Below are 26803 nucleotides of genomic sequence, written 5' to 3' on the forward strand. Positions count from 1 at the left end.
CGAAACAAAAAGATCTCACGCAAAAGGCCGCTGAATGCTCAGCGGCCCCGTTAAATCAGATGTGTTACTGCGCGCCCTGCTTGTCGATCAGCGCGGCGAGCATTTCGAACTCTTCGCCCGTCAGATCGGTCAGCGGCGCACGCACCGGACCTGCGTCGTACCCGGCAATTTTTGCCCCGGCCTTGACGATGCTCACGGCGTATCCGGCCTTGCGGTTACGGATGTCCAGGTACGGCAGGAAGAAGTCGTCGATGATCTTGCCAACGGTGGCGTGATCGTCACGAGCGATCGCGTGGTAGAAGTCCATCGCGGTTTTCGGGATGAAGTTGAACACCGCCGAGGAGTAGACCGGCACGCCCAAAGCCTTGTAGGCAGCGGCGTAGACTTCGGCGGTCGGCAAGCCGCCCAGGTAGCTGAAACGGTCACCGAGGCGGCGACGGATCGACACCATCAACTCGATATCACCCAGGCCGTCCTTGTAGCCGATCAGGTTCGGGCAGCGCTCGGCCAGACGTTCCAGCAACGGCGCGTTCAGGCGGCAAACGTTGCGGTTGTAAACCACGACACCGATGTTGACCGATTTGCACACGGCTTCAACGTGAGCGGCAACGCCGTCCTGGCTGGCTTCGGTCAGGTAGTGCGGCAGCAGCAACAAGCCTTTGGCACCCAGGCGCTCGGCTTCTTGTGCGTATTCGATGGCTTGACGGGTCGAACCGCCAACACCGGCCAGGATCGGTACGCTGGAGGCGCAGGTGTCGACGGCCGTCTTGATGATTTCCGAATACTCGCTGGCCGCCAGAGAGAAGAACTCACCGGTGCCGCCTGCGGCGAACAGAGCCGAGGCGCCGTATGGGGCCAGCCATTCAAGACGTTTGATGTAGCCAGCGCGATGGAAGTCGCCCTGAGCATTGAAATCGGTGACCGGGAAAGACAACAGGCCGGAGGAGAGGATGGACTTCAGTTCTTGTGGATTCATTATTCGAACACCCTGGGTAACGACGTTTGTGTGTGAGGAAAACCGTTCAGCTTTAGCCGAGTTGTAGGTCATCGTACAACTTAAAAAATAACCGTCAACTGCATTTCATCGCTGCGGGTGAAAATTGTTCGACAAGAAGGGTAACAAGCCCACGTTTAAGGGCCTTTCGGCGTTAAGAGGAGAAATGGAATGCGCGACCGACTCACAGCATAGGAGATATGTTGTCGGAAGATTCGTCAGCGACTGGCTAAAAAATGCGGCGTGCTTGCGACCCAATCGCGAGCAGGCTCGCTCCCACAGGGGATCGCCTGCGCACACAAAAATCGGTGAACACTCGCAATCAACTGTGGGAGCGAGCCTGCTCGCGATGACGGCTCACCAGACGGATGAGTCGCCCGAAGCAGTAAGACTACCCCCTCTGCGCCTCAGCCTCTTCATGGGCATGACGCAACCGTTCACGGCTGTTGGTCAGGTGCAGACGCATGGCGGCACGGGCCGCATCGGAATCCTGGCGGGCAATCGCATCGTAGATTTCTTCGTGCTCGCGGCTCAGGCGATTCATGTAGTGCTGCTGGTCGTCATGGGCCAGTCGCGCGGAATTGAGGCGGGTGCGCGGAATGATGCTGGTGCCCAGGTGGGTCATGATGTCCGTGAAGTAGCGGTTGCCGGTCGACAGAGCAATTTGCAGGTGGAACTGGAAGTCCGAGGCCACCGCATCGCCGGCGTGGGAGACGCTTTCATTCAAGGCATCCAGTGCCGCGCGCATCAACGCCAACTGCTCGGGGGTACGGCGCTGTGCTGCCAGCCCGGCGGACTCCACCTCCAGACTGATTCGCAGCTCCAGAATGGCCAGCACATCACGCAAGGTCACTACTGTCGCCGGATCAATGCGAAAACCGCTCGGGCTCGGGGTATCGAGGACGAAGGTGCCGATACCGTGACGGGTTTCCACCTGCCCCGCCGCCTGCAGACGGGAAATCGCCTCGCGCACCACGGTGCGGCTGACGCCATGGGCATCCATGATCGCCGACTCGGTGGGTAACTTGTCACCACGCTTGAGGTGACCGTCGCGGATCTGCTCGGACAGCACCGTCACCAGCTCCTGCGCGAGACTGCGGCGCTTGCGAGGGAGGCGTGGTGCGTCGTTCGGGTTTTCCATGGTGAACATCTGTCTCGAAAAATTCGGTTGAAACCGCATCATAGCTCAACGCGGTTGTACGATCACCCATCCCCCTGTGCAGGAGCGAGCAGGCTCGCTCCTGCAGGACGTGTGGTGTTTATGCGGTCACGGCCTGGTCCACCAGGTGGCCATTCTCGATACGAATGTGCCGTGGATGGAAACGCTTGAGACTGCTGCGATGGCCGACGCTGATGATGCTCAGTCCCGGCAACTCGTCGATCAGAGCCTGATACAGCGATGCTTCATCCTCTTCATCCATCGCCGAGGTCGCTTCGTCCATGTACAACCATTGCGGCGCATAAATCAGGGCGCGGGCAAAGGCCAGGCGCTGCTGCTCACCGGGCGACAGCAGGCGCTGCCAGTGATTGGCTTCATCAAGACGAGCGACCAGATGGGGCAGGCGACAAGTTTCCAGTACGTGCACGTAGCGCTCGTTCGGGTAGGTATCGCCGGCCTGTGGATAACTCAGCGCCTCACGCAACGTGCCAATCGGCAGGTAGGGTTTTTGCGGCAGGAACAGGTAACGCGCCGCCGGCAGGCGGATACTGCCGTGGCCCGCCGGCCACAAATGCCCCATCGCCCGCAGCAAGGTCGACTTGCCGCTGCCGGAGCGACCGCTGAGCATCACACGCTCGCCCTCCTCCACATTCATCTCGGCATTGGTCAGCAGGTGGCGACCGTCAGCAAGATCAAGGCCGAGGTTATGCACCCGCAATGCGTCCCCTTGATTCTGCACGTCGATGGCCGGGACACGCTCTTCGTTGTCGGCCATGGCCTGACGGAAGCTCAACAAACGATCACAGGTGGCGCGCCATGAGGCGAGGTCCTGGTACGCACTGATAAACCAGCTGAAACTCTCCTGAACGTTGCCGAAAGCCGAGCTGATTTGCATCAGTTCACCGAGCTCGATCTTGCCGGAGAAGTAACGCGGCGCGGCAACCATGAACGGAAAGATGATCGCTATCTGGGTGTAACCGGAAGTGAAGAACGTCAGGCGCTTGGACACCTTCATGATGTCCCAGAAGTTATGCCAGACCATCCCGAAACGACCGCTCAGGCGGCGGTTTTCGTTGGGTTCGCCGTTGTATAACGCAATGCTTTCGGCATTTTCACGAACCCGGACCATGGAGAAACGCAGGTCGGCTTCGAAGCGTTGTTGTTGGTTGTTCAGGCCGATCAAACGACGACCGATCAAATGCGTCAGCCAACTGCCGACCGCGGCATACACCAGCACACACCAGAACATGTAGCCGGGAATGGTGAAACCGAGCACTTCAATGCTGCCCGATACGCCCCACAGAATGATCGAAAACGACACCAGGCTGACGATGTTACGAATTAGCCCTAGGCCCAGGCTCAGGGTGTTTGAGGTGAAGTTATTGAGGTCTTCCGATATCCGCTGGTCCGGGTTATCGGTGTAACCGCCCTGCTCCAGCCGATAGTAATTTTTGTCGCCGAGCCAGCGGGCGAAATACTTTTCGGTGAGCCAGGCCCGCCAGCGAATGGTCAGCATCTGGGTCAGGTAAAGACGGTACACCGCACCGATGATCGCCACGGCGGCAATGGCGCAGAAATACAGAATCAGGGTCCAGAACGACGCCTCATCCTTCTTCTGCAGGGCGTTATAGAAATCCTTGTACCAGGTGTTGAACCACACCGAGATCCCGACGCTGATCAGCGAGAGTGCAATCACGGCGATCAGCAACGTCCAGGCCTTGCCCTTCTCCTCGCTACGCCAGTAAGGCGTGGTCATCGCCCACACTTTGCGAAAAAACTGCCCGCGCACCGCATCGTTGACCGCGGAATATTCAGCGTTCTGATTCATGGAAAAGGCTCGATAAAGAAAAGAACATGCTCGAACCGATCATAGATGATCGGTTCGATTTGTCGCGAGGAGCGGCCGGCATTCATTCAGCACAGGTTCAGCGACGAACGGGGCGCTTCTGCAATTTGCGCTGCAGCGTGCGACGGTGCATGCCAAGGGCGCGGGCCGTGGCGGAAATGTTGCCTTCGTGTTCGGTCAACACGCGCTGGATGTGCTCCCATTGCAGACGGTCGACCGACATCGGGTTCTCCGGCACCAGGCTGTCGAGGTCGGCGTGTTCGGACAGCAGCGCCGCCAATACGTCATCGGCATCCGCCGGTTTGCACAGGTAGTTGCAGGCGCCGCGCTTGATCGCCTCGACGGCGGTGGCGATGCTCGAGTAACCGGTGAGGATCACCACGCGCATTTCCGGGTCCATTTCCAGCAACTTGGGCAACAGCACCAGGCCCGAGTCACCGTCCATTTTCAGGTCCAGAGCGGCGTAATCCGGCAGATCGGCCTGGGCCATCGCGAGGCCTTCTTCGGCGGAACCGGCGGTGCTGACGCGAAAACCACGGCGAGCCATGGCGCGGGCCATGACGCGGGTAAATGTTGCATCGTCATCGACCAGCAGCAAATGCGGCAGCTCTTCGCCTTCGACTTGGATTTCGTCACTCATGTTGGTCTCCTCGGGCGACACGGGGCAGGCGCAGCTCGGTGAGCGTGCCGCCTTCCTCATGACTGTAGAGTTTCACTGAGCCGCCCGCGCGTGTCACGCTGGCCTTGCTCAAAAACAGGCCCAGGCCGAAGCCTTTGCCCTTGGTGGTAAAAAACGGCTTGCCGATCTGCTCGGCAATGGCCAGCGGCACCCCGGCGCCGTGGTCGCGGATGCTGATCGTCAGGTTTTCCGCATCCCAGTCCAGCGTCACTTGCAGGCCTTCGGGGCAGGCATCCGCTGCATTGTTGAGCAAATTCAGCAGGGCCTGGGTCAGGTCCGGGGGGGGCGCCATGCGCGGCACTTCGCCCTGACCCAGGCGCTGGAAGCGATAGCTGGCCTCGGGACGCATCAGATGCCAGCGATTGAGCGCCTCGTCGAGCCAGTCGGTCACGTCCTGCATTTCCACCGCCAGGCGGCGATTGGCTTCCGCCGCCCGAACAAGCTGCTGCAAGGTTTCCTTGCACAGCTTGACCTGATCCTGCAACACGCTGAGGTCGTCCTGCAACATCGGGTCGTGGTGGTCTTGACGCATCTCCTTGAGCAACACGCTCATGGTCGCCAGTGGGGTGCCCAGTTCATGGGCGGCACCGGCTGCCTGGGTGGCCACGGCCAGCAATTGCTGATCGCGCAGCCCTTCTTCGCGGCGAATGGCGCGCAGTTCTTCCTGGCGACGCAATTCTTCGGCCATGCGCGCGGCGAAGAAAGTGATCACCGCCGCGGCGAGGGCAAAACTCAGCCACATCCCGTACACCTGCAGGTTTTCCCGAGCGATCGGGAAGGTTTGCAACGGATAAAAGCGCGCCAGCAACAGGGTGTACATGGTCAACGCGATACCGGACAGGATCACCGAATAACGCCACGGCAAGGTCACCGCCGCGATGGTCAGTGGCACCAGGTAATAGGACACGAACGGGTTGGTCGAGCCACCCGAGAAGTACAGCAAGGCACTGTGGATAAACAGGTCGCAGGCCAGTTGCACGGCGTATTCGAGCTCTGTCACCGGCCATGAGGTACGCAGGCGAATCGCCGTGAACGTACACAGCAACATTGAGCAACCGAGGGTCGCCGCCAGCTGGAACCAGGGCAGCGGCAGCAATTGAAGCCAGTAGGCCAGGCCCACCGAGCCGGCTTGGGCGGCCAGCACCAAAGTGCGGATGAACGTCAGCCGCCAGAGATTCTGGCGAGTTGCGGAGGTGATTTGAACGGGGGCGAGCATGAGCTCTCCTGATGAGCGCTCCAGGCGGATCGCAGGGAGTATAACCAAGCGCGGGGGCTGACAGGCAAAAGTGCGGCAAACGGCCACATGCAGGAGCGAGCCTGCTCGCGATGCTCGTCAACGATGACGCTGGAAACCTGGCACCCCTCGGTGCTCTCAGGTTCATCGCGAGCAGGCTCGCTCCTACAGGGGGCGTGTGTATCTGTATAGAAGTTGTAACTGTGCGAACCGGATCGTAGCGGCTAGAGTCTGATGGTTTCACGCAGGCCCGGAACACACCCCTGCGCATCACCCAAGGAGCTTTCATGCACACATTCCGCCGCAGCGCCGCCCTTCTCGCCCTGAGCATTGGCACGATCGCCAGCCTCCCGGCCCTGGCGGCCGACGAGCTTCATTACAACCAGATTTCCCTGCGCGCCGAAGTCAGTCAGGAAGTGGCTCGCGACCTGATGATCGTGACGCTCTACACCGAAGAACAAAACAGCGACCCGGCCAAACTCGCCGCCGACGTCAGCACCACCATGAACAAGGCGCTGGCCCAGGCCAAGCAGGTCAAAGACATTACCCTGCGCCAGGGCAGCCGCAACAGCTACCCGATTTATGACACCAAGGGTCAAAAAATCACGGGCTGGCGTGAACGCGCCGAGCTGCGCCTGGAAAGCTCGGACTTCGCCGCACTGTCGAAACTCACCGGCGAACTGCTCACCGATTTGAAAATGGGCGGCATGGACTTCGCCATCGCCACGCCAACCCGCAAGGCCAGTGAAGACGCCCTGCTCAAGGAAGCCGTGACTGCGTTCAAGGCCCGCGCCCAATTGGCCACCGACGCGCTGGGTGGCAAAGGCTACAAAATCGTCAACCTGAACCTCAACAGCAACGGCTACCCGCAACCCTATATGCGCGCCCCGATGATGATGAAAGCGGCAGCCATGGATGCGGCGCCGGTGACGCCGGATGTTGAAGCCGGAACCAGCCAGGTCAGCATGACCGCCGATGGCTCGATTGAAGTGCTGATGCCTTGATTCGATAAACGGCACGCAAAACGGCGACCACTTCGGTGATCGCCGTTTTTTTTCGGACAGCTTTTACAAGTGAGCTATAAATGAATAGGCAAACAGCGCGACATCGCTGGTTGCACCGAGGTACAACTCAAGATCATCCGCTAACGTTGGAGTAACTATAACCAGTCGCACTTGGGCCATACCCACCCCAGGTCCGGGGTATATATAAGTAACACCCGCCCCAACCGGGAGCATTCAGAGATTTAAAATGCACCGAAAAAGGGCACGGTTTGTGAGGTAAAAATACTGCGCAAACGGTCAAATGCGTCAAAATTTATACCAATGCGACATTAAGGTACGTTCGTGCCACTGTTTAACGCCTGTAGTCGCTCTGGATCTTGCATTGGGTATGGCCCCTGCATAAGTATCCGCAGGCACGACTCACGAGGTCGTCCTCAAAATCAAAAAATGACAACAAATCATGAGGCCACCATGCTTAAACACGCGGTCATTCCGTTTCTATTAGGTGCCGGCTTACTCGCTGCCGCACCTTTCGCCCAAGCTGCGACTAACCTGGTGTTCTGCTCCGAAGGGAGCCCGGCCGGTTTCGATCCGGGTCAATACACCACCGGAACCGACTTCGACGCCTCTGCAGAAACCATGTTTAACCGTCTGACCCAGTTCGAGCGCGGCGGCACCGCCGTAGTTCCTGGGCTGGCGACCAAGTGGGATGTCTCCGAAGACGGCCTGACTTACACCTTCCACCTGCGTGAAGGTGTCAAGTTCCATACAACCCCGTACTTCAAGCCGACTCGTGAGTTCAACGCCGACGACGTGCTGTTCACCTTTAATCGCATGATTAACAAGGATGACCCGTTCCGCAAAGCGTACCCGACCGAATTCCCGTACTTCACCGACATGGGGATGGATACCAACATCACCAAGATCGATAAAGTCGACGACCACACCGTCAAGTTCACCCTCAAAGACGTCGATGCCGCGTTCATCCAGAACATGGCCATGAGCTTCGCCTCGATCCAGTCCGCCGAGTACGCTGCCCAGCTGCTCAAGGAAGGCAAGGCCGCCGACATCAACCAGAAGCCGGTCGGCACTGGTCCGTTCGTGTTCAAGAGCTACCAGAAAGACTCCAACATCCGCTACACCGGGAACAAGGACTACTGGAAGCCTGAAGACGTCAAGATCGACAACCTGATCTTCGCCATCACCACCGACCCGTCGGTACGCATTCAGAAGCTGAAGAAGAACGAGTGCCAGGTCACTCTGTTCCCGCGTCCGGCCGACCTGAAGGCGCTGCGCGAAGACAAGACCCTGAAGCTGCCTGACCAGGCGGGTTTCAACCTGGGTTACATCGCCTACAACGTCATGGACAAGATCAAGGGCAGTGATCAGCCAAACCCGCTGGCTCAACTGAAAGTGCGTCAAGCACTGGACATGGCGGTCAACAAGCAACAGATCATCGACTCCGTGTACCAGGGTGCCGGTCAATTGGCCGTCAACGCCATGCCGCCGACCCAATGGTCCTACGACACCACCATCAAGGACGCACCGTACAACCCCGAGAAAGCCAAAGAGCTGCTCAAGGAAGCGGGCGTCAAAGAGGGCACCGAAATCGTGCTCTGGGCGATGCCGGTACAGCGTCCATACAACCCGAACGCCAAACTGATGGCAGAAATGCTGCAGTCCGACTGGTCCAAGATCGGCCTCAAGGTCAAGATCCAGAGCTACGAGTGGGGCGAGTACATCAAGCGCTCCAAAGGTGGCGAGAACCAGGCAATGCTGATTGGCTGGAGCGGTGACAATGGTGATCCGGACAACTGGCTGAACGTGCTGTTCGGTTGCGACTCGCTGGAAGGCAACAACTTCTCCAAGTGGTGCTACAAGCCGTTTGACGACATCGTCAAGCAAGCCAAGCGCACCTCGGATCAGGCCAAGCGCACCGAACTGTACAAACAGGCGCAACACATCCTCAAAGATCAGACTCCAATGACACCTATCGCTCACTCGACGGTGTTCCAACCCATGCGCGCCGAAGTGCAGGACTTCAAGATCAGCCCGTTTGGCTTGAACTCCTTCTACGGTGTCAGCGTCAGCAAATAAGGTTCGGCGATGGCGACGTTTTTGACGTCGCCATCGCTTTATCTTCCGAGAAAGCAGGAATCTGCCTACATCCAAATCGTCTGCTGACTACAGCAGTCCGTTAGGACGCGTCGTCTTTTCCTACGAGTCTTTCAGGCTCTACGCATTTACTGCCAGACCCACGGCCCATACCGTCGGGATCTGACCAGTTCATGCGTGGGCCATCGGTTTTCGGCTGCACGTCATGGCTTGAAATCAGTGACGCCTCCACGTCCCCGGACGGGACGAAGGCTCATTGTCAAAACACTGAACGAGAGGGAGCGTTATGCGCCATACCTTGGTTTTATCCGCCTTGCTGGGCACCGGCCTGTTGGCCGCCACTTCCATGAGCCAGGCGGCCAACAACAGCCTGGTGTTCTGCTCCGAAGGCAGCCCCGCTGGCTTCGATACCGCGCAGTACACGACCGCGACCGATAATGACGCCGCCGAGCCGCTGTACAACCGTCTGGCAGAGTTTGAAAAAGGCGCGACCAATGTCGTACCGGGCCTGGCCACCAGTTGGGATATTTCCGAGGACGGCCTCAAATACACATTCCACCTTCGTCCTGGTGTGAAATTTCATACAACCAAGTACTTCACACCGACTCGTGACTTCAACGCTGATGACGTGTTGTTCACATTCAATCGAATGCTCGATCCGCAACACCCTTTCCGTAAGGCTTACCCGACCGAATTTCCTTATTTCAACGGCATGAGCCTGAACAAGAACATTGCCAAGGTCGAAAAGACCGGGCCCCTGACCGTGGTCATGACGCTCAACAGCGTCGACGCCGCGTTCATCCAGAACATCGCGATGAGTTTTGCCTCTATTCTCTCCGCCGAGTACGCCGACAAGCTGCTGGCCGAAGGCAAGCCGAGCGACATCAACCAGAAGCCGATCGGCACCGGGCCGTTCGTGTTCAAGAGCTACCAGAAAGACTCGAACATCCGCTACACCGGCAACAAGCACTACTGGGACCCGAGCCGGGTCAAGCTCGACAACCTGATTTTCGCCATCAACACCGATGCGTCGGTACGCGTGCAGAAGCTCAAGGCCAACGAGTGCCAGATCACCTTGCACCCGCGCCCTGCCGACGTCGCCGCGCTGAAAAACGATCCGAAGCTGCAACTGATCGAGAAGCCTGGCTTCAACCTCGGCTACATCGCCTACAACGTGCGCCACAAACCGTTCGACCAGCTTGAAGTGCGCCAGGCGCTGGACATGGCGGTCAACAAGCAAGGCATTCTCAACGCCGTTTACCAGGGCGCAGGGCAACTGGCGGTCAACGCCATGCCGCCGACCCAATGGTCCTACGACGACACCATCAAGGACGTCGCCTACAACCCGGAAAAAGCCAAGGAATTGCTCAAGGCTGCCGGTGTGAAAGAAGGCACCGAAATCACCCTCTGGGCCATGCCGGTCCAGCGTCCGTACAACCCCAACGCCAAGTTGATGGCCGAAATGCTCCAGGCTGACTGGGCGAAGATCGGTCTCAAGGTCAAGATCGTCAGCTATGAGTGGGGCGAGTACATCAAGCGCACCAAGAATGGCGAGCACGACATCAGCCTGATCGGCTGGACGGGTGACAACGGTGACCCGGACAACTGGCTGGGCACGCTGTACAGCTGCGATGCCATTGGCGGCAACAACTATTCCATGTGGTGCGATCCGGCTTACGACAAGCTGATCAAGCAGGCCAAGGTCGTGACCGATCAAGGCCAGCGCACCGTGCTTTACAAACAGGCGCAGCAGTTGCTCAAGCAGCAAGTGCCGATCACGCCTGTCGCTCACTCGACGGTCAACCAGCCGTTGAGCGCCAAAATCGAAGGGTTCAAGGTGAGCCCGTTCGGTCGCAACGTATTCTCGGGTGTCAGCATCGATAAATAAAACCGTGTAGTTGAAAACGCCGGGGGCGCATGGCGCCCTCACGCCAGCGTGTTGCCGTAATTCGCCCATAAGGCGTACAGCAAACGTTTGCGATGCGTGCAATGAGTTCCAAAGCAATAGCCGATTCATCAAAAAAGAACGGCATAAAAAAAGAAAGTAAGGAGCTTTACCCATGAAACTGAGCAGCACCGCGATACTGGCCTTGGCCATCAGCAGCGTAACCGCCACGGCTTACGCAGAAACCCAGAGCCAGGCGTACACCCCGGTTACTGTGAATGAGAAAAGTGCTCAAAGCGAAGCCACTGGTTTTGTTGAAGGCCAGTCGATTAGCGGCACTACCCGTAACTGGTACGCCAACGAGCAACTGCAACGCGGTGGCAAGTTCCAGTATAAGAAGGATGGCGTTTCGACCCCGACCGACCGCCGGATCAACTGGGTTCAGGGCACCATCGTCAAGTACAACTCGGGCTTCACCGAAGGCACTGTCGGTTTCAGCACTGAAGTGGCGGCCTACAACGCCATCGCACTGGATCGTGACCGCAAGGACCTCGCCTCCAACAACGGCGGCGCACCGGGCACTCGTCCAGGCGCGGGTAACAACCGCACCCTGACCACCGAAGGCGGCGACGCTCAAGGCCAGTGGAGCAAAATGGGCCTGGCCAACGTCAAGGCCCGTGTCTCCAACACCACCCTGACCGCTGGCCGCATGAACTTCAGCAGCCCGATGGTCGACGTAATCGGCAACCGTGCGCTGCCTTCGAGTTTCGAAGGTGTGGCGATTCACAGCGAAGAGCTGAAAAACCTGACTTTCGACTTGGCCACGTTCGATCGCAACTCACCGCGTACCGAAGAAAGCCAGCGTAAATTCCGCACCGAATACGCCAACGGCATCGTTGAAACCGACCACGTCTACACCGGCGGTCTCACCTACTCCCCGTTTGCCAGCCTGACCACCAGCCTCTGGGCCACCCAGGCCGAAGACATCTGGAACCAGTACTACTTCGGCGCCACCCACGTGCTGGGCGATAGCCAGGACCTGAGCCTGACCACCGGCCTGAACTACTACAAGACCAAGGAAGAAGGTAAGGCGTTGATCGGCAAAATCGACAACGACACCTACTCCCTGTCGCTGGGTCTGACCCACCAGGCCCATAGCCTGACCTTCTCGTATCAGGAAGTGAACGGTAACGAGTACTTCGACTACCTGCACGAAACCAACGGCATCTACCTGGCCAACTCCCTGCTGTCGGACTTCAACGGCCCGAACGAAAAATCGTTCCAGATTGCCTACGGTCTGAACATGGCCGAATACGGCGTGCCAGGCCTGAAGTTCAACATCTACCAGGCTCGCGGCTGGGGCATCGACGGCACTCACTACACCGGCAACGGTGGTGTAGCGGGCAAAGGTTACGACGGCATTCAGTCGATGGACGGCGAAACCCATTACGAATACGGCATCGGTGCTTCCTACGCCGTACAAAGCGGTCCGCTGAAGGCCACCACCGTACGCGCGACCTACACCGCTCACCGTGCCAGCGAAAACCAGGCTGACGGCAGCATCAACGAGTTCCGTCTCGTGACCACCGTTCCGTTCAACATTCTGTAAACACGCCTACCCGACGGCTGGCTCGTGAGGAGCCGGCCATCGGGTTTTCCTGATCAACCGATTGCAGAGGGTTCTTGATGAAAATGCTTCCCCTACGTGCGGCCATCGCGGCCGCGTTGCTGAGTGTCGCGGTTGGCGTGTCGGCCAAACCCCTGGTCGTCTGCACCGAAGCCAGCCCCGAAGGCTTCGACATGGTCCAGTACACAACTGCAGTCACCGCCGACGCAGTGGCCGAAACCATCTTCAATCGCCTGGCTGACTTCAAGCCTGGCACCACCGAAGTGATTCCGGCACTGGCCGAATCCTGGGACATCAGTGAAGACGGCCTGAGCTACACGTTCCACCTGCGCAAAGGCGTCAAGTTTCACACCACCGAATACTTCAAGCCGACCCGCGACATGAATGCCGACGACGTGGTCTGGAGCTTCCAGCGTCAACTGGACCCGAATCACCCATGGCACAAACTGTCGAGCGTGGGCTTCCCGTACTTTGAGAGCATGGGCTTCAAGGAACTGCTCAAAAGCGTCGAAAAAATCGACGACAACACGGTCAAGTTCACCCTGACCCGCCGTGAAGCGCCGTTCCTGGCCGACATCGCCATGGCCTTCTCGTCGATCTACTCCTCCGAGTACGCCGACCAGTTGCTCAAGGCCAACAAGACCGGCGACCTGAACAACAAACCGGTGGGCACCGGCCCGTTCGTCTTCCAGCGCTACAACAAGGACGCCCAGGTTCGCTTCAAGGCCAACCCGGACTACTTCCGTGGCAAGCCGCCAGCCGAGGCGCTGATCCTGGCCATCGCCACCGACAACAACGTACGCCTGCAGAAACTCAAGGCCAACGAGTGTCAGGTCGCGCTGTATCCGAAGCCGGATGACATTCCGAGCATCAAGAAAGACCCGAACCTGAAAGTCGACGAACTGAACGCCATGACCGTTTCGTACGTCGCCATGAACACCACGCACAAATACCTGAGTGACGTGCGCGTACGTAAAGCCATCGACATTGCCTTCGACAAGGAAGCCTATGTCAACGCCCTGTTCGGCAAAGGCAATGCGACAGCGGCGGTCAACCCTTACCCGGACACCCTGCTGGGCTACAACCACAGCCTGAAGAACCCGGCCCACGATCTGGACAAGGCTCGCGCCCTGCTCAAGGAAGCCGGCGTACCGGAAGGCACGACGTTCACCCTGTTCACCCGCAACGGTGGCGGCCCGACCAACCCGAACCCGATGCTCGGCGCGCAGATGATGCAGGCTGACCTGGCCAAGGTCGGGATCAAGATCGACATCCGCGTGATGGAATGGGGGGAAATGCTCAAGCGCGCCAAAAACGGCGAACACGACATGGTTTCCGCCGGATGGGCGGGCGATAACGGCGACCCGGATAACTTCCTGACGCCTATGCTCAGTTGCGAAGCCGCGAAGAACGGCGAAAACTACGCCCGCTGGTGCAATGACAAGTTCCAGGCACTGATTGACCGGGCCCGAGAAAAGACCGACCCGGCCGAGCGTGCAGCCTTGTACGAACAGGCTCAGGTTATTTTTAATCAGGACCAGCCATGGATCAGCATGGCGCACACTAGAATGTTCACAGCAATGCGCAACAACGTAGAGGGTTATCACATTAGCCCGCTCACCACGAATAACTTCGCCACCACCCAGGTGAAGTAGATAAGAAACTCCCGGCATTCCTGAACCCAGGCATGCCGGGCACGCCTAACCGGCTGATGAGGTACACCACACGATGTTTAGTTTTATTGCCCGCCGACTGGGGTTACTGATCCCCACGTTCTTCGGCATCACCTTGCTGACTTTCGCGTTGATTCGCATGATCCCTGGCGACCCCGTGGAAGTCATGATGGGCGAACGCAGAGTCGACCCGGAAATGCACGCTCAGGCAATGGAACGCCTAGGTCTGAACAAACCCCTGTATGCCCAGTACCTGGATTACATCGGCAAACTGGCTCACGGCGATCTCGGGGAATCCCTGCGTACCCGTGAAAGCGTCTGGACCGAGTTCACCTCTCTCTTCCCCGCGACCCTGGAGCTGTCCATGGCCGCCCTGTTGTTCGCCGGCATCCTGGGCCTTCTGGCCGGGGTGATCGCGGCACTCAAGCGAGGGTCCCTGTTCGATCATGGGGTCATGGGTGTCTCGCTCGCGGGATACTCGATGCCGATCTTCTGGTGGGGCCTGATCCTGATCATGTTCTTCTCGGTATCCCTGGGCTGGACCCCGGTATCCGGGCGGATCGACCTGCTGTACGACATCGAGCCGCGCACCGGTTTCATGCTCATCGATACCTTGCTGGCCGATGACGTCAGCGCCTTCTTCGACGCCCTGCATCACCTGATTCTGCCGGCCATCGTGCTCGGCACGATCCCGCTGGCGGTGATCGCGCGGATGACCCGCTCGTCGATGCTCGAAGTACTGCGTGAGGACTACATCCGTACCGCCCGCGCCAAAGGCCTGTCGCCATCGCGCGTGGTGTTCGTGCACGGTCTGCGTAACGCGCTGATTCCGGTGCTGACCGTGGTCGGCCTGCAAGTCGGCACCCTGTTGGCCGGTGCGGTCCTGACTGAAACCATCTTCTCCTGGCCGGGCATCGGTAAATGGCTGATCGAAGCCATTGGCGCCCGGGACTACCCGGTTGTGCAAAACGGCATCCTGTTAATCGCCTGCCTGGTGATTCTGGTCAACTTCGTAGTGGACATCCTCTACGGCTTTGCCAACCCACGCATCCGTCATCAGCGCTGAGGTCAATACCCATGAGCACTCCAACTTCCTCAGTAGCCGCCACCGCCTCCGCCGCGGATCAAAGCCTGCTGTACCCGTCGCCGTACAAAGAATTCTGGCAAGCGTTTTCCAAGAACAAAGGTGCCGTTGCCGGCCTGCTGTTCATGCTGCTGGTGATTTTCTGCGCCATCTTCGCCCCGTGGGTCGCGCCGCATAACCCGAGCGAGCAATATCGCGACTTCCTGCTGACCCCGCCAGCCTGGCTGGAAGGTGGGCAGATGCAGTTCCTGCTCGGTACCGATGAACTGGGTCGTGACCTGCTGTCGCGCCTGATCCAGGGTTCGCGCCTGTCCTTGCTGATCGGCCTGTCGTCGGTGGTCATGTCGCTGATCCCCGGGATCCTGCTGGGTCTGTTCGCCGGGTTCTTCCCGCGCGTGGTCGGCCCGACCATCATGCGTCTGATGGACATCATGCTGGCCCTGCCGTCCCTGCTGCTGGCCGTGGCGATCGTCGCCATCCTCGGCCCAGGCCTGATCAACACCGTGATCGCCATCGCCGTGGTGTCCCTGCCGTCCTACGTTCGTCTGACCCGTGCTGCGGTGATGGGCGAACTGAACCGCGACTACGTGACCGCCGCGCGCCTGGCCGGTGCCGGCCTGCCGCGCCTGATGTTCGTGACCGTGCTGCCCAACTGCATGGCGCCACTGATCGTTCAGGCGACCCTGAGCTTCTCCTCGGCGATTCTCGATGCCGCCGCACTGGGCTTCCTCGGCCTTGGCGTACAACCGCCAACCCCTGAGTGGGGCACCATGCTGGCCTCGGCCCGCGACTACATCGAACGCGCCTGGTGGGTCGTCAGCCTGCCTGGTTTGACCATTTTGCTCAGCGTGCTGGCAATCAACTTGATGGGTGACGGCCTGCGCGATGCGCTGGACCCGAAACTCAAGAACGCCGCCTGAGGAGATTCCAATGTCCCTGTTAGAAATCAAGAATCTCAACGTTCGCTTTGGCGACAAGAACGCCGTTCCCGTGGTCGATGGCCTCGACCTGAAAGTGGACAAGGGCGAAGTCCTGGCCATCGTTGGCGAATCGGGTTCCGGCAAGTCCGTGACCATGATGGCGCTGATGGGCCTGATCGAGCATCCGGGGATCGTCACCGCCGACGCCCTGAATTTCGATGGCAAAAACATGCTCAAGCTCAGCAACCGTCAGCGTCGGCAAATCGTCGGCAAAGACCTGGCCATGGTCTTCCAGGACCCGATGACCGCGCTGAACCCTAGCTACACCGTCGGCTTCCAGATCGAAGAAGTGCTGCGCCTGCACCTGAAAATGTCCGGCAAGGCCGCGCGCAAGCGTGCCATCGAACTGCTGGAAAAAGTTGAAATCCCGGGTGCCGCCAGTCGTATGGACGCCTATCCGCATCAACTGTCCGGCGGTATGAGCCAGCGTGTTGCCATCGCCATGGCCATTGCCGGCGAACCGAAACTGCTGATCGCCGACGAACCGACCACAGCCTTGGACGTAACGATTCAGGCGCAGATCATGGACCTGCTGCTGGCGTTGCAGAAAGAGCAGAACATGGGCCTGGTACTGATCACCCACGACCTCGCGGTCGTGGCCGAAACCGCTCAGCGCGTGTGCGTGATGTACGCCGGTCAAGCGGTCGAAGTCGGCCAGGTGCCCCAGTTGTTCGACATCCCGGCGCACCCGTACAGCGAAGCGCTGCTCAAGGCGATCCCGGAACACAGCCTGGGGGCCTCGCGCCTGTCGACCCTGCCGGGCATCGTGCCCGGTCGTTATGACCGTCCGCAGGGCTGCCTGCTGTCGCCGCGCTGCCCGTATGTGCAGGACAACTGCCGTGCGCAGCGTCCGACCCTTGACCCGAAAAGCAACAGCCTCGCCCGCTGCTTCTACCCGCTGAACCAGGAGGTGGCGTAATGGCCGTCGTTCTTACCGCCCGCGACCTGACCCGTCACTACGAAGTGTCCCGTGGCCTGTTCAAGGGTCACGCCACCGTTCGCGCCCTCAATGGTGTGTCGTTCGAGCTGGAAGCCGGCAAGACCCTCGCCGTCGTGGGCGAGTCCGGTTGCGGCAAATCCACCCTGGCCCGTGCCCTGACACTGATCGAAGAGCCGTCCTCGGGCTCCCTGAAAATCGCCGGCCAGGAAGTGGCCGGCGCCGACAAGGCCCAGCGCAAGCAACTGCGCAAAGACGTGCAGATGGTCTTCCAGAGCCCGTACGCCTCGCTGAACCCACGGCAGAAAATCGGTGATCAACTGGCCGAGCCGCTGCTGATCAACACCAACTTGTCGGCCACCGAACGTCGCGAGAAAGTCCAGGCGATGATGAAGCAGGTGGGTTTGCGCCCCGAGCACTACCAGCGCTATCCGCACATGTTCTCCGGCGGTCAGCGCCAGCGGATCGCCCTCGCCCGCGCCATGATGCTGCAACCGAAAGTGCTGGTGGCGGACGAACCGACCTCGGCGCTGGACGTATCGATCCAGGCCCAGGTGCTGAACCTGTTCATGGACCTGCAGCAAGAGTTCAACACCGCCTACGTGTTCATCTCCCACAACCTGGCGGTGGTGCGCCACGTCGCCGATCACGTGATGGTGATGTACCTCGGTCGTCCAGTGGAAATGGGCCCGAAAGAGGACATCTACACCCGTCCTCTGCATCCCTACACCCAGGCGCTATTGTCGGCGACGCCAACCATTCACCCGGATCCGGACAAGCCGAAGATCAAGATCGTCGGCGAACTGCCCAACCCGCTGAACCCGCCGCCCGGCTGCGCGTTCCACAAGCGTTGCCCATACGCCACCGAGCGTTGCAAAACTGAAGAGCCGGCCCTGCGCCTGCTGGACAGTCGTCAAGTGGCTTGCCACTACGCCGAGCAATTCCTCGACGGCGCGGCATAAAAACTGTAGGCGCGAGCCTGCTCGCGATGACGGCCTTTCAGTCAGTATTTTTATCGACTGATACACCGCTATCGCGAGCAGGCTCGCTCCCACAGGGATTGAGTAACTCAAGCAATTGAGCGTTATCCCAACCCCTTCCGCCTCGACTGCGCATCAGTCAAGTGGAAGGGGTTTTCTTTTGTCTGCAACTTACGACTGGCTATCGCCTTCCTCGTCGTCACTGGAATCCGGTTCGTCGGTGGTCGAGTCATCACCGTTATCCGCGCCGCCCTGGCCCTTATCACCCGCCTCCGATTCGGACTTGGCGAGCATCATTCCACTGTCTCCGCCCTGCCCGCTCATCGCCTGGGTAGCGTGGTTCTCACACTCGGCCCAGACCGCCGCACTGCCGAGGGACAGCATCACGAAAACCTTCAACAGCAATACAACGCGTAGCAACCTGTTCATAGCCGATTCCATCCTTTCGCAGGTGAAACTCAAGTGCCTGGCTGGCGCTGAGTAAAATCTAGTTCCGATCAGCCGGGTTCTCCAGACTGGAGGGTATCGACTCGGCGGAAATGCCATAGGCGTGGAGATTGGTTTGCGATAAAGGTTATGCCGAAAAAATCGTAAGAACACTGCACTCGGCAAACTATCGAAGGTTGTGATCTTCAATGCTCAAAAAAGGACCAGGGCCATGGATCTGTCTCAAACACTTCTGCAACTCGAACAACGTCTCCTTTCACCAGCAGCGCGATGCAATGGCGAAGAGCTCTCCCACCTGCTCGCCGCCGACTTCATCGAGTTCGGCGTCAGCGGCAACATCTGGAACAAGGCCGACGTGGTCGAGCAGTTGCCCCAAGAGCACTTCACACAACGGACCATCAGCCAGTTTGCCGTTAAACCACTGTCAGAGCACACCGCCTTGGTGACTTACCACTGCCACGTCGAAACCCTTGGCCAGCAACGCTCCATCGGCAGTTTGCGCAGTTCGATCTGGCGAAAGCAGGATGAGCAATGGCAGATGGTTTTCCATCAGGGAACACTTTTGTCGCAGCGGTAACCCTCATTCTGTGTAGGAGCGAGCTTGCTCGCGATGGAGGTTAACGATGATGCGCACCTCCTGACTAAACGCGGCGCGGCTGGAATCATCGCGAGCAGGCTCGCGCCTACAGGGAATGCAACAGGTAACAAAAAACCCCGCAGCTCTCGCAACGGGGTTTTGGGTGTTTCAACTCAGCGCTTAGTGATGCTCACGCGTCGCACGGAATTTCACGTCCGGCCAGCGCTCTTCCATCAGCGCCAGGTTGACCCGCGTAGGTGCGAGGTAGGTCAGGTGACCGCCGCCGTCCAGGGCCAGGTTTTCCACAGCCTTGTTGGAGAATTCCTCGAACTTCTTCTTGTCACTGCACTCGACCCAACGCGCCGAGTAAACGGTGATCGGCTCATAGGAACACTCGACCTTGTATTCCTCCTTCAGGCGGCTGGCGACCACATCAAACTGCAGCACACCGACGGCGCCGAGGATGATGTCGTTGCTGCGTTCCGGGAAGAACACCTGGGTCGCGCCTTCTTCGGCCAGTTGTTGCAGGCCCTGGCGCAGTTGCTTGGATTTCAGCGGGTCCTTCAGGCGTACGCGACGGAACAGTTCCGGGGCGAAGTGCGGAATGCCGGTGAAGCCCAGGGTTTCGCCTTCGCTGAAGGTGTCACCGATCTGGATGGTGCCGTGGTTGTGCAAACCGATGATGTCGCCGGCGTAGGCTTCTTCCAGTTGCTCACGTTCGGAGGAGAAGAAGGTCAGCGCGTCGCCGATCCGCACGTCTTTGCCAGTACGCACGTGGCGCATCTTCATGCCTTTTTCGTACTTGCCGGAGCAGATGCGCATGAAGGCGATGCGGTCGCGGTGTTTCGGGTCCATGTTCGCCTGGATCTTGAAGATGAAGCCGGAAAACTTCTCTTCCACCGGCTCCACGGTGCGCTCGTTGGCCACACGTGCCAGCGGACGCGGGGCCCAGTCGACCACGGCGTCGAGTACATGGTCGACACCGAAGTTGCCCAGCGCCGTACCGAAGAACACCGGGGTCAGCTGACCGTCGAGGAATTCCTGCTGGTTGAACTCGTGGCAGGCGCCCTGCACCAGTTCCAGCTGCTCGATGAAGCGCTCGTACTCGTCACCCAGGTGGGCGCGGGCTTCGTCGGAATCGAGTTTCTCGATGATCTTGGTTTCGGTGCGCTCGTGGCCGTGACCGGCGGTGTAGACGATGATGTAGTCGTCGGCGAGGTGATACACGCCTTTGAAATCGCGGTAGCAACCGATCGGCCAGGTGATAGGCGCGGCCTTGATCTTGAGGACGGCTTCGATTTCGTCGAGCAGTTCGATCGGGTCACGGATGTCACGGTCGAGTTTGTTGATGAAACTGACGATCGGCGTGTCACGCAGGCGGCAGACGTCCATCAGGGCGATGGTGCGTGGCTCTACACCCTTACCGCCGTCGAGGACCATCAACGCCGAGTCGACCGCGGTCAGGGTACGGTAGGTATCTTCGGAGAAGTCTTCGTGGCCCGGGGTGTCGAGCAGGTTGATCATGTGCTCGCGATACGGGAACTGCATGACCGACGTGGTAATCGAGATACCCCGCTGCTTTTCCATTTCCATCCAGTCGGAGGTGGCATGGCGGTCGGATTTGCGAGATTTCACCGTGCCGGCTACCGCAATCGCCTTGCCCATCAGCAAGAGCTTCTCGGTGATGGTGGTTTTACCGGCATCGGGGTGGGAAATAATGGCGAAAGTGCGGCGTTTCGCGACTTCGGCGGCCTGTTTGGTCATGGGAAATCGCCTGGCAGGTGATTCAAAAAAGGGCGACGAGTATAGCGCAAACCGTCCATCACAGACCACCGCTCGGCCCGTCGACTGCGGTGACCAACAGATCCCTGCAGGACACTAAAGGTGGCCAGAGGCTGCCAATTATGGAACCTTTTAAAAGGTGGAGGCGTCCACTCCCCTGTTACGGCTTTCGTCAGGGGCTGAAAAATCAGCAAGTTAGCCTGACGAGGCTGCGCTTATGGCTCGATAAGCCGTACGCGTTCCGCCTGTAGGAGCGAGCCTGCTCGCGATGGACGTCAACGATAACGCGGGGTACCTGAATGTACGCGTTGTCTGGACGTTTTTCGCGAGCTCGCTCCTGCAGTGGAATGCGCCCGGCATGAGCTGCTTCTCGCGAACGTTGATTTCCCGGCAGCCAGGAATGGCATGCCACACGGGACTGCGTTCGCCGACTGAAAAAAGGAGTCCGCCTGTGGCTATTCGCTATGGCAAAGGGCTGACAGGAGGCGCGCTGGTCATCGCCCTTCTGGCCCTGCTGATCCACTGGATCGGCATCAACACGATCGAACACTACCGCGACGATTTGCTGTTTTACCTGCAAGCTCATCTGATTCTCGTCCTCGCTTCCATGCTGGCCGCCCTCGTCGTGGGCATCCCCGCCGGCATCTACCTCAGCCGCCCGACCATGGTCGGCCGCGCCGAACGCTTCATGCAGGTCTTCAACATCGGCAACACCGTCCCGCCCCTCGCCGTGCTGGCCATCGCCCTGGGCATCCTCGGCATAGGCAGCGGTCCCGCGATCTTCGCCCTGTTCCTCGCCTCGCTGCTGCCGATCGTGCGCAACACCTATGAAGGCCTGAAAAACGTCCAGGGTTCGCTCAAGGAGGCGGCCGTCGGCATCGGCATGACCCCGCGCCAGGTGCTGTGGAAAGTCGAATTGCCCAACGCCGTGCCGATCATCATCGGTGGCGTGCGCGTGGCACTGGCCATCAATGTCGGCACGGCGCCACTGGCGTTCCTGATCGGCGCCAACAGTCTCGGCAGCCTGATTTTCCCCGGCATCGCCCTGAACAATCAGCCGCAATTGCTACTGGGCGCGGCCTGCACGGCCCTGCTGGCCCTGCTGCTCGACGGTCTGGTGACGCTGGCCAGCCGAACCTGGCTCGAACGCGGCTTGCGCCCGTCTTAAGTCTCGGCAAAGGAACTCTCATGAAGACATCAAGCTTTTTATTAGGCTGCGTCCTGCTGTGCGCAGGATTTGCCCAAGCGGCGGACAAACCGCTGATCCGCATCGGCGCCCGCGTGTTCACCGAACAGACCCTGCTGGCGGAAATCACCTCCCAATACCTGCGCACCAAGGGTTATGACGTGCAAGTCACCGGCGGCCTGGGCAGTAATCTGGCCCGCAGCGCCCACGAAAGCGGTCAACTGGACATGCTCTGGGAATACACCGGCGTGTCGCTGGTGGCCTACAACCATGTGACTGAAAAACTCGACAGCGAACAGTCCTACGCCCGGGTGAAAGAACTCGACGGAAAAAAAGGCCTAGTCTGGCTGACACCGTCGAAATTCAGCAATACCTATGCCCTGGCGCTGCCGAAGAACGTCGCCGATGAGTACCCGCAGATCACCACCATCAGTGATCTCAACAGGGTGCTGCGGGACGAGGCCAAGACCAACCACCTGGTGGCTTTGGACACCGAGTTCGCCAACCGTTCCGACGGCCTCGATGGCATGGTCAAGCTGTACGGCATGAACCTGACCCGTACAAACATCCGCCAGATGGACGCGGGCCTGGTTTACACCGCGCTGCGCAACGGTCAGGTATTTGCCGGTCTGGTCTACACCACCGACGGGCGCTTGAACGCCTTCAAACTCAAATTGCTCGAAGACGACAAGCACTACTTCCCCGACTACACCGCCGCCCCGGTAGTGCGTCAGGCGTATCTCGACGCGCACCCGCAACTGGCTGAGCAACTCAAGCCACTGGCCGAACTGTTCGACGACAACACCATGCGCCAGCTCAACGCGCGCGTTGATGTCGACCACGAAAGCCCTTCCGCCGTGGCCGCCGATTTCCTGCGCCAGCATCCATTGAACTGAACGAGGAAAAGCCATGGAATTCTTGAACGCCTTTTCCCATCTCGATTGGCCGCAGGTTTTGCACCTGACCTGGCAGCACATCACCCTGGTCGGCATCGCCGTGACCCTGGCGATACTGGTGGGCGTACCACTGGGCATCCTGATGACCCGCTTCCCGACGCTGGCCGGTCCCTTGCAAGCCAGCGCCACGGTCCTGCTGACCGTGCCGTCGATTGCCCTGTTCGGCCTGCTGCTGCCCTTCTATTCCAGATTCGGCCAGGGCCTGGGCCCGATGCCGGCGATCACCGCCGTGTTTCTCTACTCGCTGCTGCCGATCATGCGTAACACCTACCTGGCCCTGACCGGCGTCGAACCGGGCATTCGCGAAGCCGCGCGCGGTATCGGCATGACCTTCGGCCAGCGCCTGCGCATGGTCGAACTGCCCATCGCCGTGCCGGTGATCCTCGCCGGCGTACGCACTGCCGTGGTCATGAACATCGGTGTCATGACCATCGCCGCGACCATCGGCGCCGGCGGCCTCGGCGTGCTCATCCTCGCTTCCATCAGCCGCAGCGACATGTCGATGCTGATCGTCGGCGCCGTGCTGGTCAGCCTGCTGGCCATCTTCGCCGACCTGCTTCTGCAATGGCTGCAACGTTCGCTGACCCCAAAAGGATTACTCAAATGATCGAACTTCAAAACCTCAGCAAGACCTTCCAAAGCAACGGCAAAGATGTGAAAGCCGTGGATTCGGTGAGCCTGACCGTCAATGAAGGCGAAATCTGCGTGTTCCTCGGGCCGTCGGGTTGCGGCAAAAGCACCACGTTGAAAATGATCAACCGCCTGATCAAACCGACCTCGGGCAAGATCCTGATCAACGGCGAAGACACGACGGCCCTCGACGAAGTGACCCTGCGCCGCAATATCGGCTATGTGATCCAGCAGATCGGTCTGTTCCCGAACATGACCATCGAGGAAAACATCACCGTGGTCCCGCGCCTGTTGGGTTGGGACAAACAGAAATGTCACGACCGCGCTCGTGAACTGATGAGCATGATCAAGCTTGAGCCCAAGCAGTATCTGCATCGTTACCCTCGGGAATTGTCCGGTGGCCAGCAGCAACGCATCGGGGTGATTCGCGCCCTGGCGGCCGATGCTCCGCTGCTGCTGATGGATGAACCGTTCGGCGCGGTCGACCCGATCAACCGGGAAATGATCCAGAACGAGTTTTTCGAGATGCAGCGGGCGCTGAACAAGACCGTGATCATGGTCAGCCACGACATCGACGAAGCCATCAAGCTGGGCGACAAGATCGCGATTTTCCGGGCCGGCAAGCTGTTGCAGATCGACCACCCGGACACCCTGCTCGCCCATCCGGTGGATGACTTTGTCAGCAACTTCGTCGGCCAGGACAGCACCCTCAAGCGCCTGTTGTTGGTGAAAGCGGAAGATGCGGCGGACAACGCGCCGTCGGTCAGCCCGCACACCCCGGTGGCCGACGCGCTGGAACTGATGGATGAGCATGACCGGCGTTACGTGGTGGTCACCGACGGCGAGAACAAGGCGCTGGGCTATGTTCGTCGTCGCGACCTTCACCGTCAGGCCGGCACCTGCGGGCAATACTTGCGCGAGTTCAACGCCACTGCGGCGTACGACGAACATCTTCGCATCCTGTTGTCGCGGATGTACGAGTTCAACCGTTCGTGGTTGCCGGTGATGGATGCCGAGCGGGTGTTCTTGGGTGAGGTGACACAGGAGTCGATTGCGGCGTACCTGAGTTCGGGGCGTTCGCGCGGGATGAAGACCAATATCGTCTCGCCGGCTGAGGCAGTGGTTGCCTGATAATCGAGTAAAAAACACAAATCTCTGTGGGAGCTAGCCTGCCAGCGATTGGGGAATACCAGTCAACACTGTTTTGATGATGAAATTGTCATCGCCAGCAGGCTGGCTCCCACAGGTTCTGTGCGATTTTTGAGTGATTCACAGGCCGGAAAAAAATATCAACAGTAGAGCCTGCAAAAGCCATCCACAAACACACACTTAAATAATCAAATTCCCTCTCAGTCCAGATTCTCGCAGCCAACGTCGCCGAAGTTGACGACATTGCACTTTCTAGCGACTTGGCGCACAAAAGCGTCGAACGTGCAGGTATTTTTAACACTTCATAAATCATCCGGAACATCCGGCTGTCATCTGTGTCAGTTAAAAAGGACTGTGCCGTTGCCGTGCGACAGACGAGTGCAAAAACGCGACATTTTTTGTTGATCTCAAGCCCCTCACGCCCTAAAGTTCGCGCCGAACGTCCATGCTGGAAACGATCCATCCGGCTCAAGTACTGACGACGAGACAGCAAGGCCAAGGGAAGCAACGCTACCCATGGCCTTTTTGCTTTCGGCGACATGCCTTGGGAAGTAGGCGAACCAAAGTGGGGATACGGAGGACGTTCATTTGCACCCATTGATAATTTTAGTTTGCCAGTAGGAGTTCCCAGCATGTCGATCCAGGTCGAAGACTATTTCGCGCGCGAAACCTTTCAAAAAATGAAAGCGTTCGCCGACAAGCAAGAAACCCCGTTCGTGGTGATCGACACCGCAATGATCAGCCAGGCCTATGACGACCTGCGCGCCGGTTTCGAATTCGCCAAGGTCTACTACGCGGTCAAGGCCAACCCGGCCGTGGAAATCATCGACCTGCTCAAGGAAAAAGGCTCGAGCTTCGACATCGCCTCGATCTATGAGCTGGACAAAGTGCTGAGCCGTGGCGTCAGCGCCGACCAGATCAGCTACGGCAACACCATCAAGAAATCCAAGGACATCCGCTACTTCTACGAGAAGGGCGTGCGTCTTTACGCAACCGATTCCGAAGCGGACCTGCGCAACATCGCCAAGGCCGCACCGGGTTCGAAAGTCTATGTGCGCATCCTGACCGAAGGCTCGACCACCGCCGACTGGCCACTGTCCCGTAAATTCGGCTGCCAGACCGACATGGCCATGGACCTGCTGATCCTCGCTCGCGACCTGGGCCTGGTGCCTTACGGCATCTCCTTCCACGTCGGCTCGCAACAGCGCGATATCAGCGTCTGGGACGCGGCAATCGCCAAGGTCAAAGTGATCTTCGAGCGCCTGAAAGAAGAAGACGGCATTCAACTGAAGCTGATCAACATGGGCGGTGGCTTCCCGGCCAACTACATCACCCGCACCAACAGCCTGGAAACCTACGCGGAAGAAATCATCCGCTTCCTCAAGGAAGACTTCGGTGACGACCTGCCGGAAATCATCCTGGAACCAGGCCGTTCGCTGATCGCCAACGCCGGCATCCTGGTCAGCGAAGTGGTATTGGTCGCGCGTAAATCCCGTACCGCTGTAGAGCGTTGGGTGTACACGGATGTGGGCAAGTTCTCCGGCCTGATCGAAACCATGGACGAAGCCATCAAGTTCCCGATCTGGACCGAAAAGAAAGGCGAGATGGAAGAAGTCGTCATCGCTGGTCCAACCTGCGACAGCGCCGACATCATGTACGAAAACTACAAGTACGGCCTGCCGCTGAACCTGGCCATCGGCGATCGCCTGTACTGGCTGTCGACCGGTGCCTACACCACCAGCTACAGCGCCGTTGAGTTCAATGGCTTCCCGCCGCTGAAATCGTTCTACGTGTAAGTACGTCACGCAGAAAGCAAAAAGCCCATGACGCGTCATGGGCTTTTTTGTGCCTGGAATTCAACTTAGAGCCACAATCCGCG

23 protein-coding genes are annotated in these 26803 nt (G+C 59.1%); 15 read left to right on the top strand and 8 right to left on the bottom strand.

Going from position 1 to position 26803, the window contains the following annotated elements:
• Window positions 1-64: 64 nt before the first annotated feature.
• The 5 genes from kdgD to ACVWYU_RS12065 all read right to left on the bottom strand — a co-directional run bounded on the left by kdgD (window position 65) and on the right by ACVWYU_RS12065 (window position 5894).
• Entirely contained in the window at window positions 65-976 is a 912-nt protein-coding gene (gene kdgD / locus ACVWYU_RS12045; RefSeq protein WP_247256014.1) for a 5-dehydro-4-deoxyglucarate dehydratase, read from the bottom strand.
• Between the two features lie 409 nt (window positions 977-1385).
• Entirely contained in the window at window positions 1386-2135 is a 750-nt protein-coding gene (locus ACVWYU_RS12050) for a FadR/GntR family transcriptional regulator (RefSeq protein ID WP_174552465.1), read from the bottom strand.
• Window positions 2136-2253: 118 nt separating this feature from the next.
• Complete coding sequence (locus ACVWYU_RS12055; protein WP_090316046.1) at window positions 2254-3981, bottom strand: ABC transporter ATP-binding protein/permease; 1728 nt, start codon at window positions 3979-3981, stop codon at window positions 2254-2256.
• Window positions 3982-4078: 97 nt separating this feature from the next.
• Entirely contained in the window at window positions 4079-4639 is a 561-nt protein-coding gene (locus ACVWYU_RS12060; protein WP_047537624.1) for a response regulator transcription factor, read from the bottom strand.
• Window positions 4632-5894 (bottom strand): ATP-binding protein, encoded by a 1263-nt coding sequence (locus ACVWYU_RS12065; RefSeq protein WP_090316043.1) that lies wholly within the window; start codon window positions 5892-5894, stop codon window positions 4632-4634. Before ACVWYU_RS12065 ends, ACVWYU_RS12060 begins: the two co-directional genes overlap by 8 nt.
• Window positions 5895-6199: 305 nt before the next feature.
• Between ACVWYU_RS12065 and ACVWYU_RS12070 the strand changes: the two genes are divergently transcribed.
• The 9 genes from ACVWYU_RS12070 to ACVWYU_RS12110 all read left to right on the top strand — a co-directional run bounded on the left by ACVWYU_RS12070 (window position 6200) and on the right by ACVWYU_RS12110 (window position 18179).
• Window positions 6200-6916 (top strand): SIMPL domain-containing protein, encoded by a 717-nt coding sequence (locus tag ACVWYU_RS12070; protein ID WP_247256015.1) that lies wholly within the window; start codon window positions 6200-6202, stop codon window positions 6914-6916.
• 471 nt (window positions 6917-7387) lie between these two features.
• Window positions 7388-9013, top strand: a complete 1626-nt coding sequence (locus ACVWYU_RS12075; RefSeq protein ID WP_090316037.1) for an ABC transporter substrate-binding protein — start codon at window positions 7388-7390, stop codon at window positions 9011-9013.
• A gap of 304 nt (window positions 9014-9317) precedes the next feature.
• Entirely contained in the window at window positions 9318-10919 is a 1602-nt protein-coding gene (locus tag ACVWYU_RS12080; protein WP_457372765.1) for an ABC transporter substrate-binding protein, read from the top strand.
• Between the two features lie 172 nt (window positions 10920-11091).
• A complete protein-coding gene (locus ACVWYU_RS12085) occupies window positions 11092-12525 on the top strand; it encodes an OprD family porin (RefSeq protein ID WP_457372766.1) in 1434 nt (477 codons plus the stop codon).
• Window positions 12526-12602: 77 nt separating this feature from the next.
• Window positions 12603-14198: an ABC transporter substrate-binding protein gene (locus ACVWYU_RS12090; protein WP_457372767.1), complete on the top strand. Its 1596-nt coding sequence runs from the start codon at window positions 12603-12605 to the stop codon at window positions 14196-14198.
• Window positions 14199-14271: 73 nt separating this feature from the next.
• The gene (locus tag ACVWYU_RS12095) at window positions 14272-15282 is read left to right on the top strand and encodes an ABC transporter permease subunit (protein ID WP_090316025.1); all 1011 of its coding nucleotides are present in this window, start codon (window positions 14272-14274) and stop codon (window positions 15280-15282) included.
• A gap of 11 nt (window positions 15283-15293) precedes the next feature.
• Complete coding sequence (locus tag ACVWYU_RS12100; protein ID WP_090316022.1) at window positions 15294-16220, top strand: ABC transporter permease subunit; 927 nt, start codon at window positions 15294-15296, stop codon at window positions 16218-16220.
• 10 nt (window positions 16221-16230) lie between these two features.
• On the top strand, window positions 16231-17199 hold the full coding sequence (locus tag ACVWYU_RS12105; RefSeq protein ID WP_047537600.1) for an ABC transporter ATP-binding protein: 969 nt from the start codon (window positions 16231-16233) through the stop codon (window positions 17197-17199).
• Complete coding sequence (locus ACVWYU_RS12110) at window positions 17199-18179, top strand: peptide ABC transporter ATP-binding protein (protein ID WP_247256019.1); 981 nt, start codon at window positions 17199-17201, stop codon at window positions 18177-18179. The genes ACVWYU_RS12105 and ACVWYU_RS12110 overlap by 1 nt, the downstream gene beginning before the upstream one ends.
• A 189-nt stretch (window positions 18180-18368) precedes the next feature.
• Here ACVWYU_RS12110 and ACVWYU_RS12115 read toward each other — a convergent pair whose 3' ends face one another.
• On the bottom strand, window positions 18369-18626 hold the full coding sequence (locus ACVWYU_RS12115; RefSeq protein ID WP_090316014.1) for a hypothetical protein: 258 nt from the start codon (window positions 18624-18626) through the stop codon (window positions 18369-18371).
• 229 nt (window positions 18627-18855) lie between these two features.
• On the opposite strand from ACVWYU_RS12115, the gene ACVWYU_RS12120 reads away from it, so the two are divergent.
• Complete coding sequence (locus ACVWYU_RS12120) at window positions 18856-19221, top strand: nuclear transport factor 2 family protein (RefSeq protein WP_457372768.1); 366 nt, start codon at window positions 18856-18858, stop codon at window positions 19219-19221.
• A 180-nt stretch (window positions 19222-19401) separates the two neighbouring features.
• Here ACVWYU_RS12120 and ACVWYU_RS12125 read toward each other — a convergent pair whose 3' ends face one another.
• Entirely contained in the window at window positions 19402-20985 is a 1584-nt protein-coding gene (locus tag ACVWYU_RS12125) for a peptide chain release factor 3 (RefSeq protein ID WP_090316009.1), read from the bottom strand.
• 469 nt (window positions 20986-21454) lie between these two features.
• Here ACVWYU_RS12125 and ACVWYU_RS12130 point away from each other — a divergent pair, with 469 nt between their 5' ends.
• Genes ACVWYU_RS12130 through ACVWYU_RS12145 form a run of 4 tightly spaced genes read left to right on the top strand, consistent with a single transcriptional unit; the run spans window position 21455 to window position 24906 of the window.
• Complete coding sequence (locus ACVWYU_RS12130) at window positions 21455-22171, top strand: ABC transporter permease (RefSeq protein WP_457372769.1); 717 nt, start codon at window positions 21455-21457, stop codon at window positions 22169-22171.
• Between the two features lie 20 nt (window positions 22172-22191).
• Window positions 22192-23085, top strand: a complete 894-nt coding sequence (locus ACVWYU_RS12135; protein ID WP_390958707.1) for a glycine betaine ABC transporter substrate-binding protein — start codon at window positions 22192-22194, stop codon at window positions 23083-23085.
• A gap of 13 nt (window positions 23086-23098) precedes the next feature.
• Window positions 23099-23752, top strand: a complete 654-nt coding sequence (locus tag ACVWYU_RS12140; protein ID WP_090316001.1) for an ABC transporter permease — start codon at window positions 23099-23101, stop codon at window positions 23750-23752.
• Window positions 23749-24906, top strand: a complete 1158-nt coding sequence (locus tag ACVWYU_RS12145) for an osmoprotectant ABC transporter ATP-binding protein OsmV (RefSeq protein ID WP_248914320.1) — start codon at window positions 23749-23751, stop codon at window positions 24904-24906. Before ACVWYU_RS12140 ends, ACVWYU_RS12145 begins: the two co-directional genes overlap by 4 nt.
• An 88-nt stretch (window positions 24907-24994) precedes the next feature.
• Here the strand turns inward: ACVWYU_RS12145 and ACVWYU_RS12150 are convergent, their stop codons facing one another.
• A complete protein-coding gene (locus ACVWYU_RS12150) occupies window positions 24995-25558 on the bottom strand; it encodes a hypothetical protein (protein ID WP_139213639.1) in 564 nt (187 codons plus the stop codon).
• Between ACVWYU_RS12150 and ACVWYU_RS12155 the strand changes: the two genes are divergently transcribed.
• Window positions 25557-26720: a type III PLP-dependent enzyme gene (locus tag ACVWYU_RS12155; RefSeq protein ID WP_090315995.1), complete on the top strand. Its 1164-nt coding sequence runs from the start codon at window positions 25557-25559 to the stop codon at window positions 26718-26720. The two genes, ACVWYU_RS12150 and ACVWYU_RS12155, sit on opposite strands and share 2 nt — an antisense overlap.
• Window positions 26721-26803 lie beyond the last annotated feature (83 nt).

Source organism: Pseudomonas sp. TE12234 (assembly GCF_054061835.1).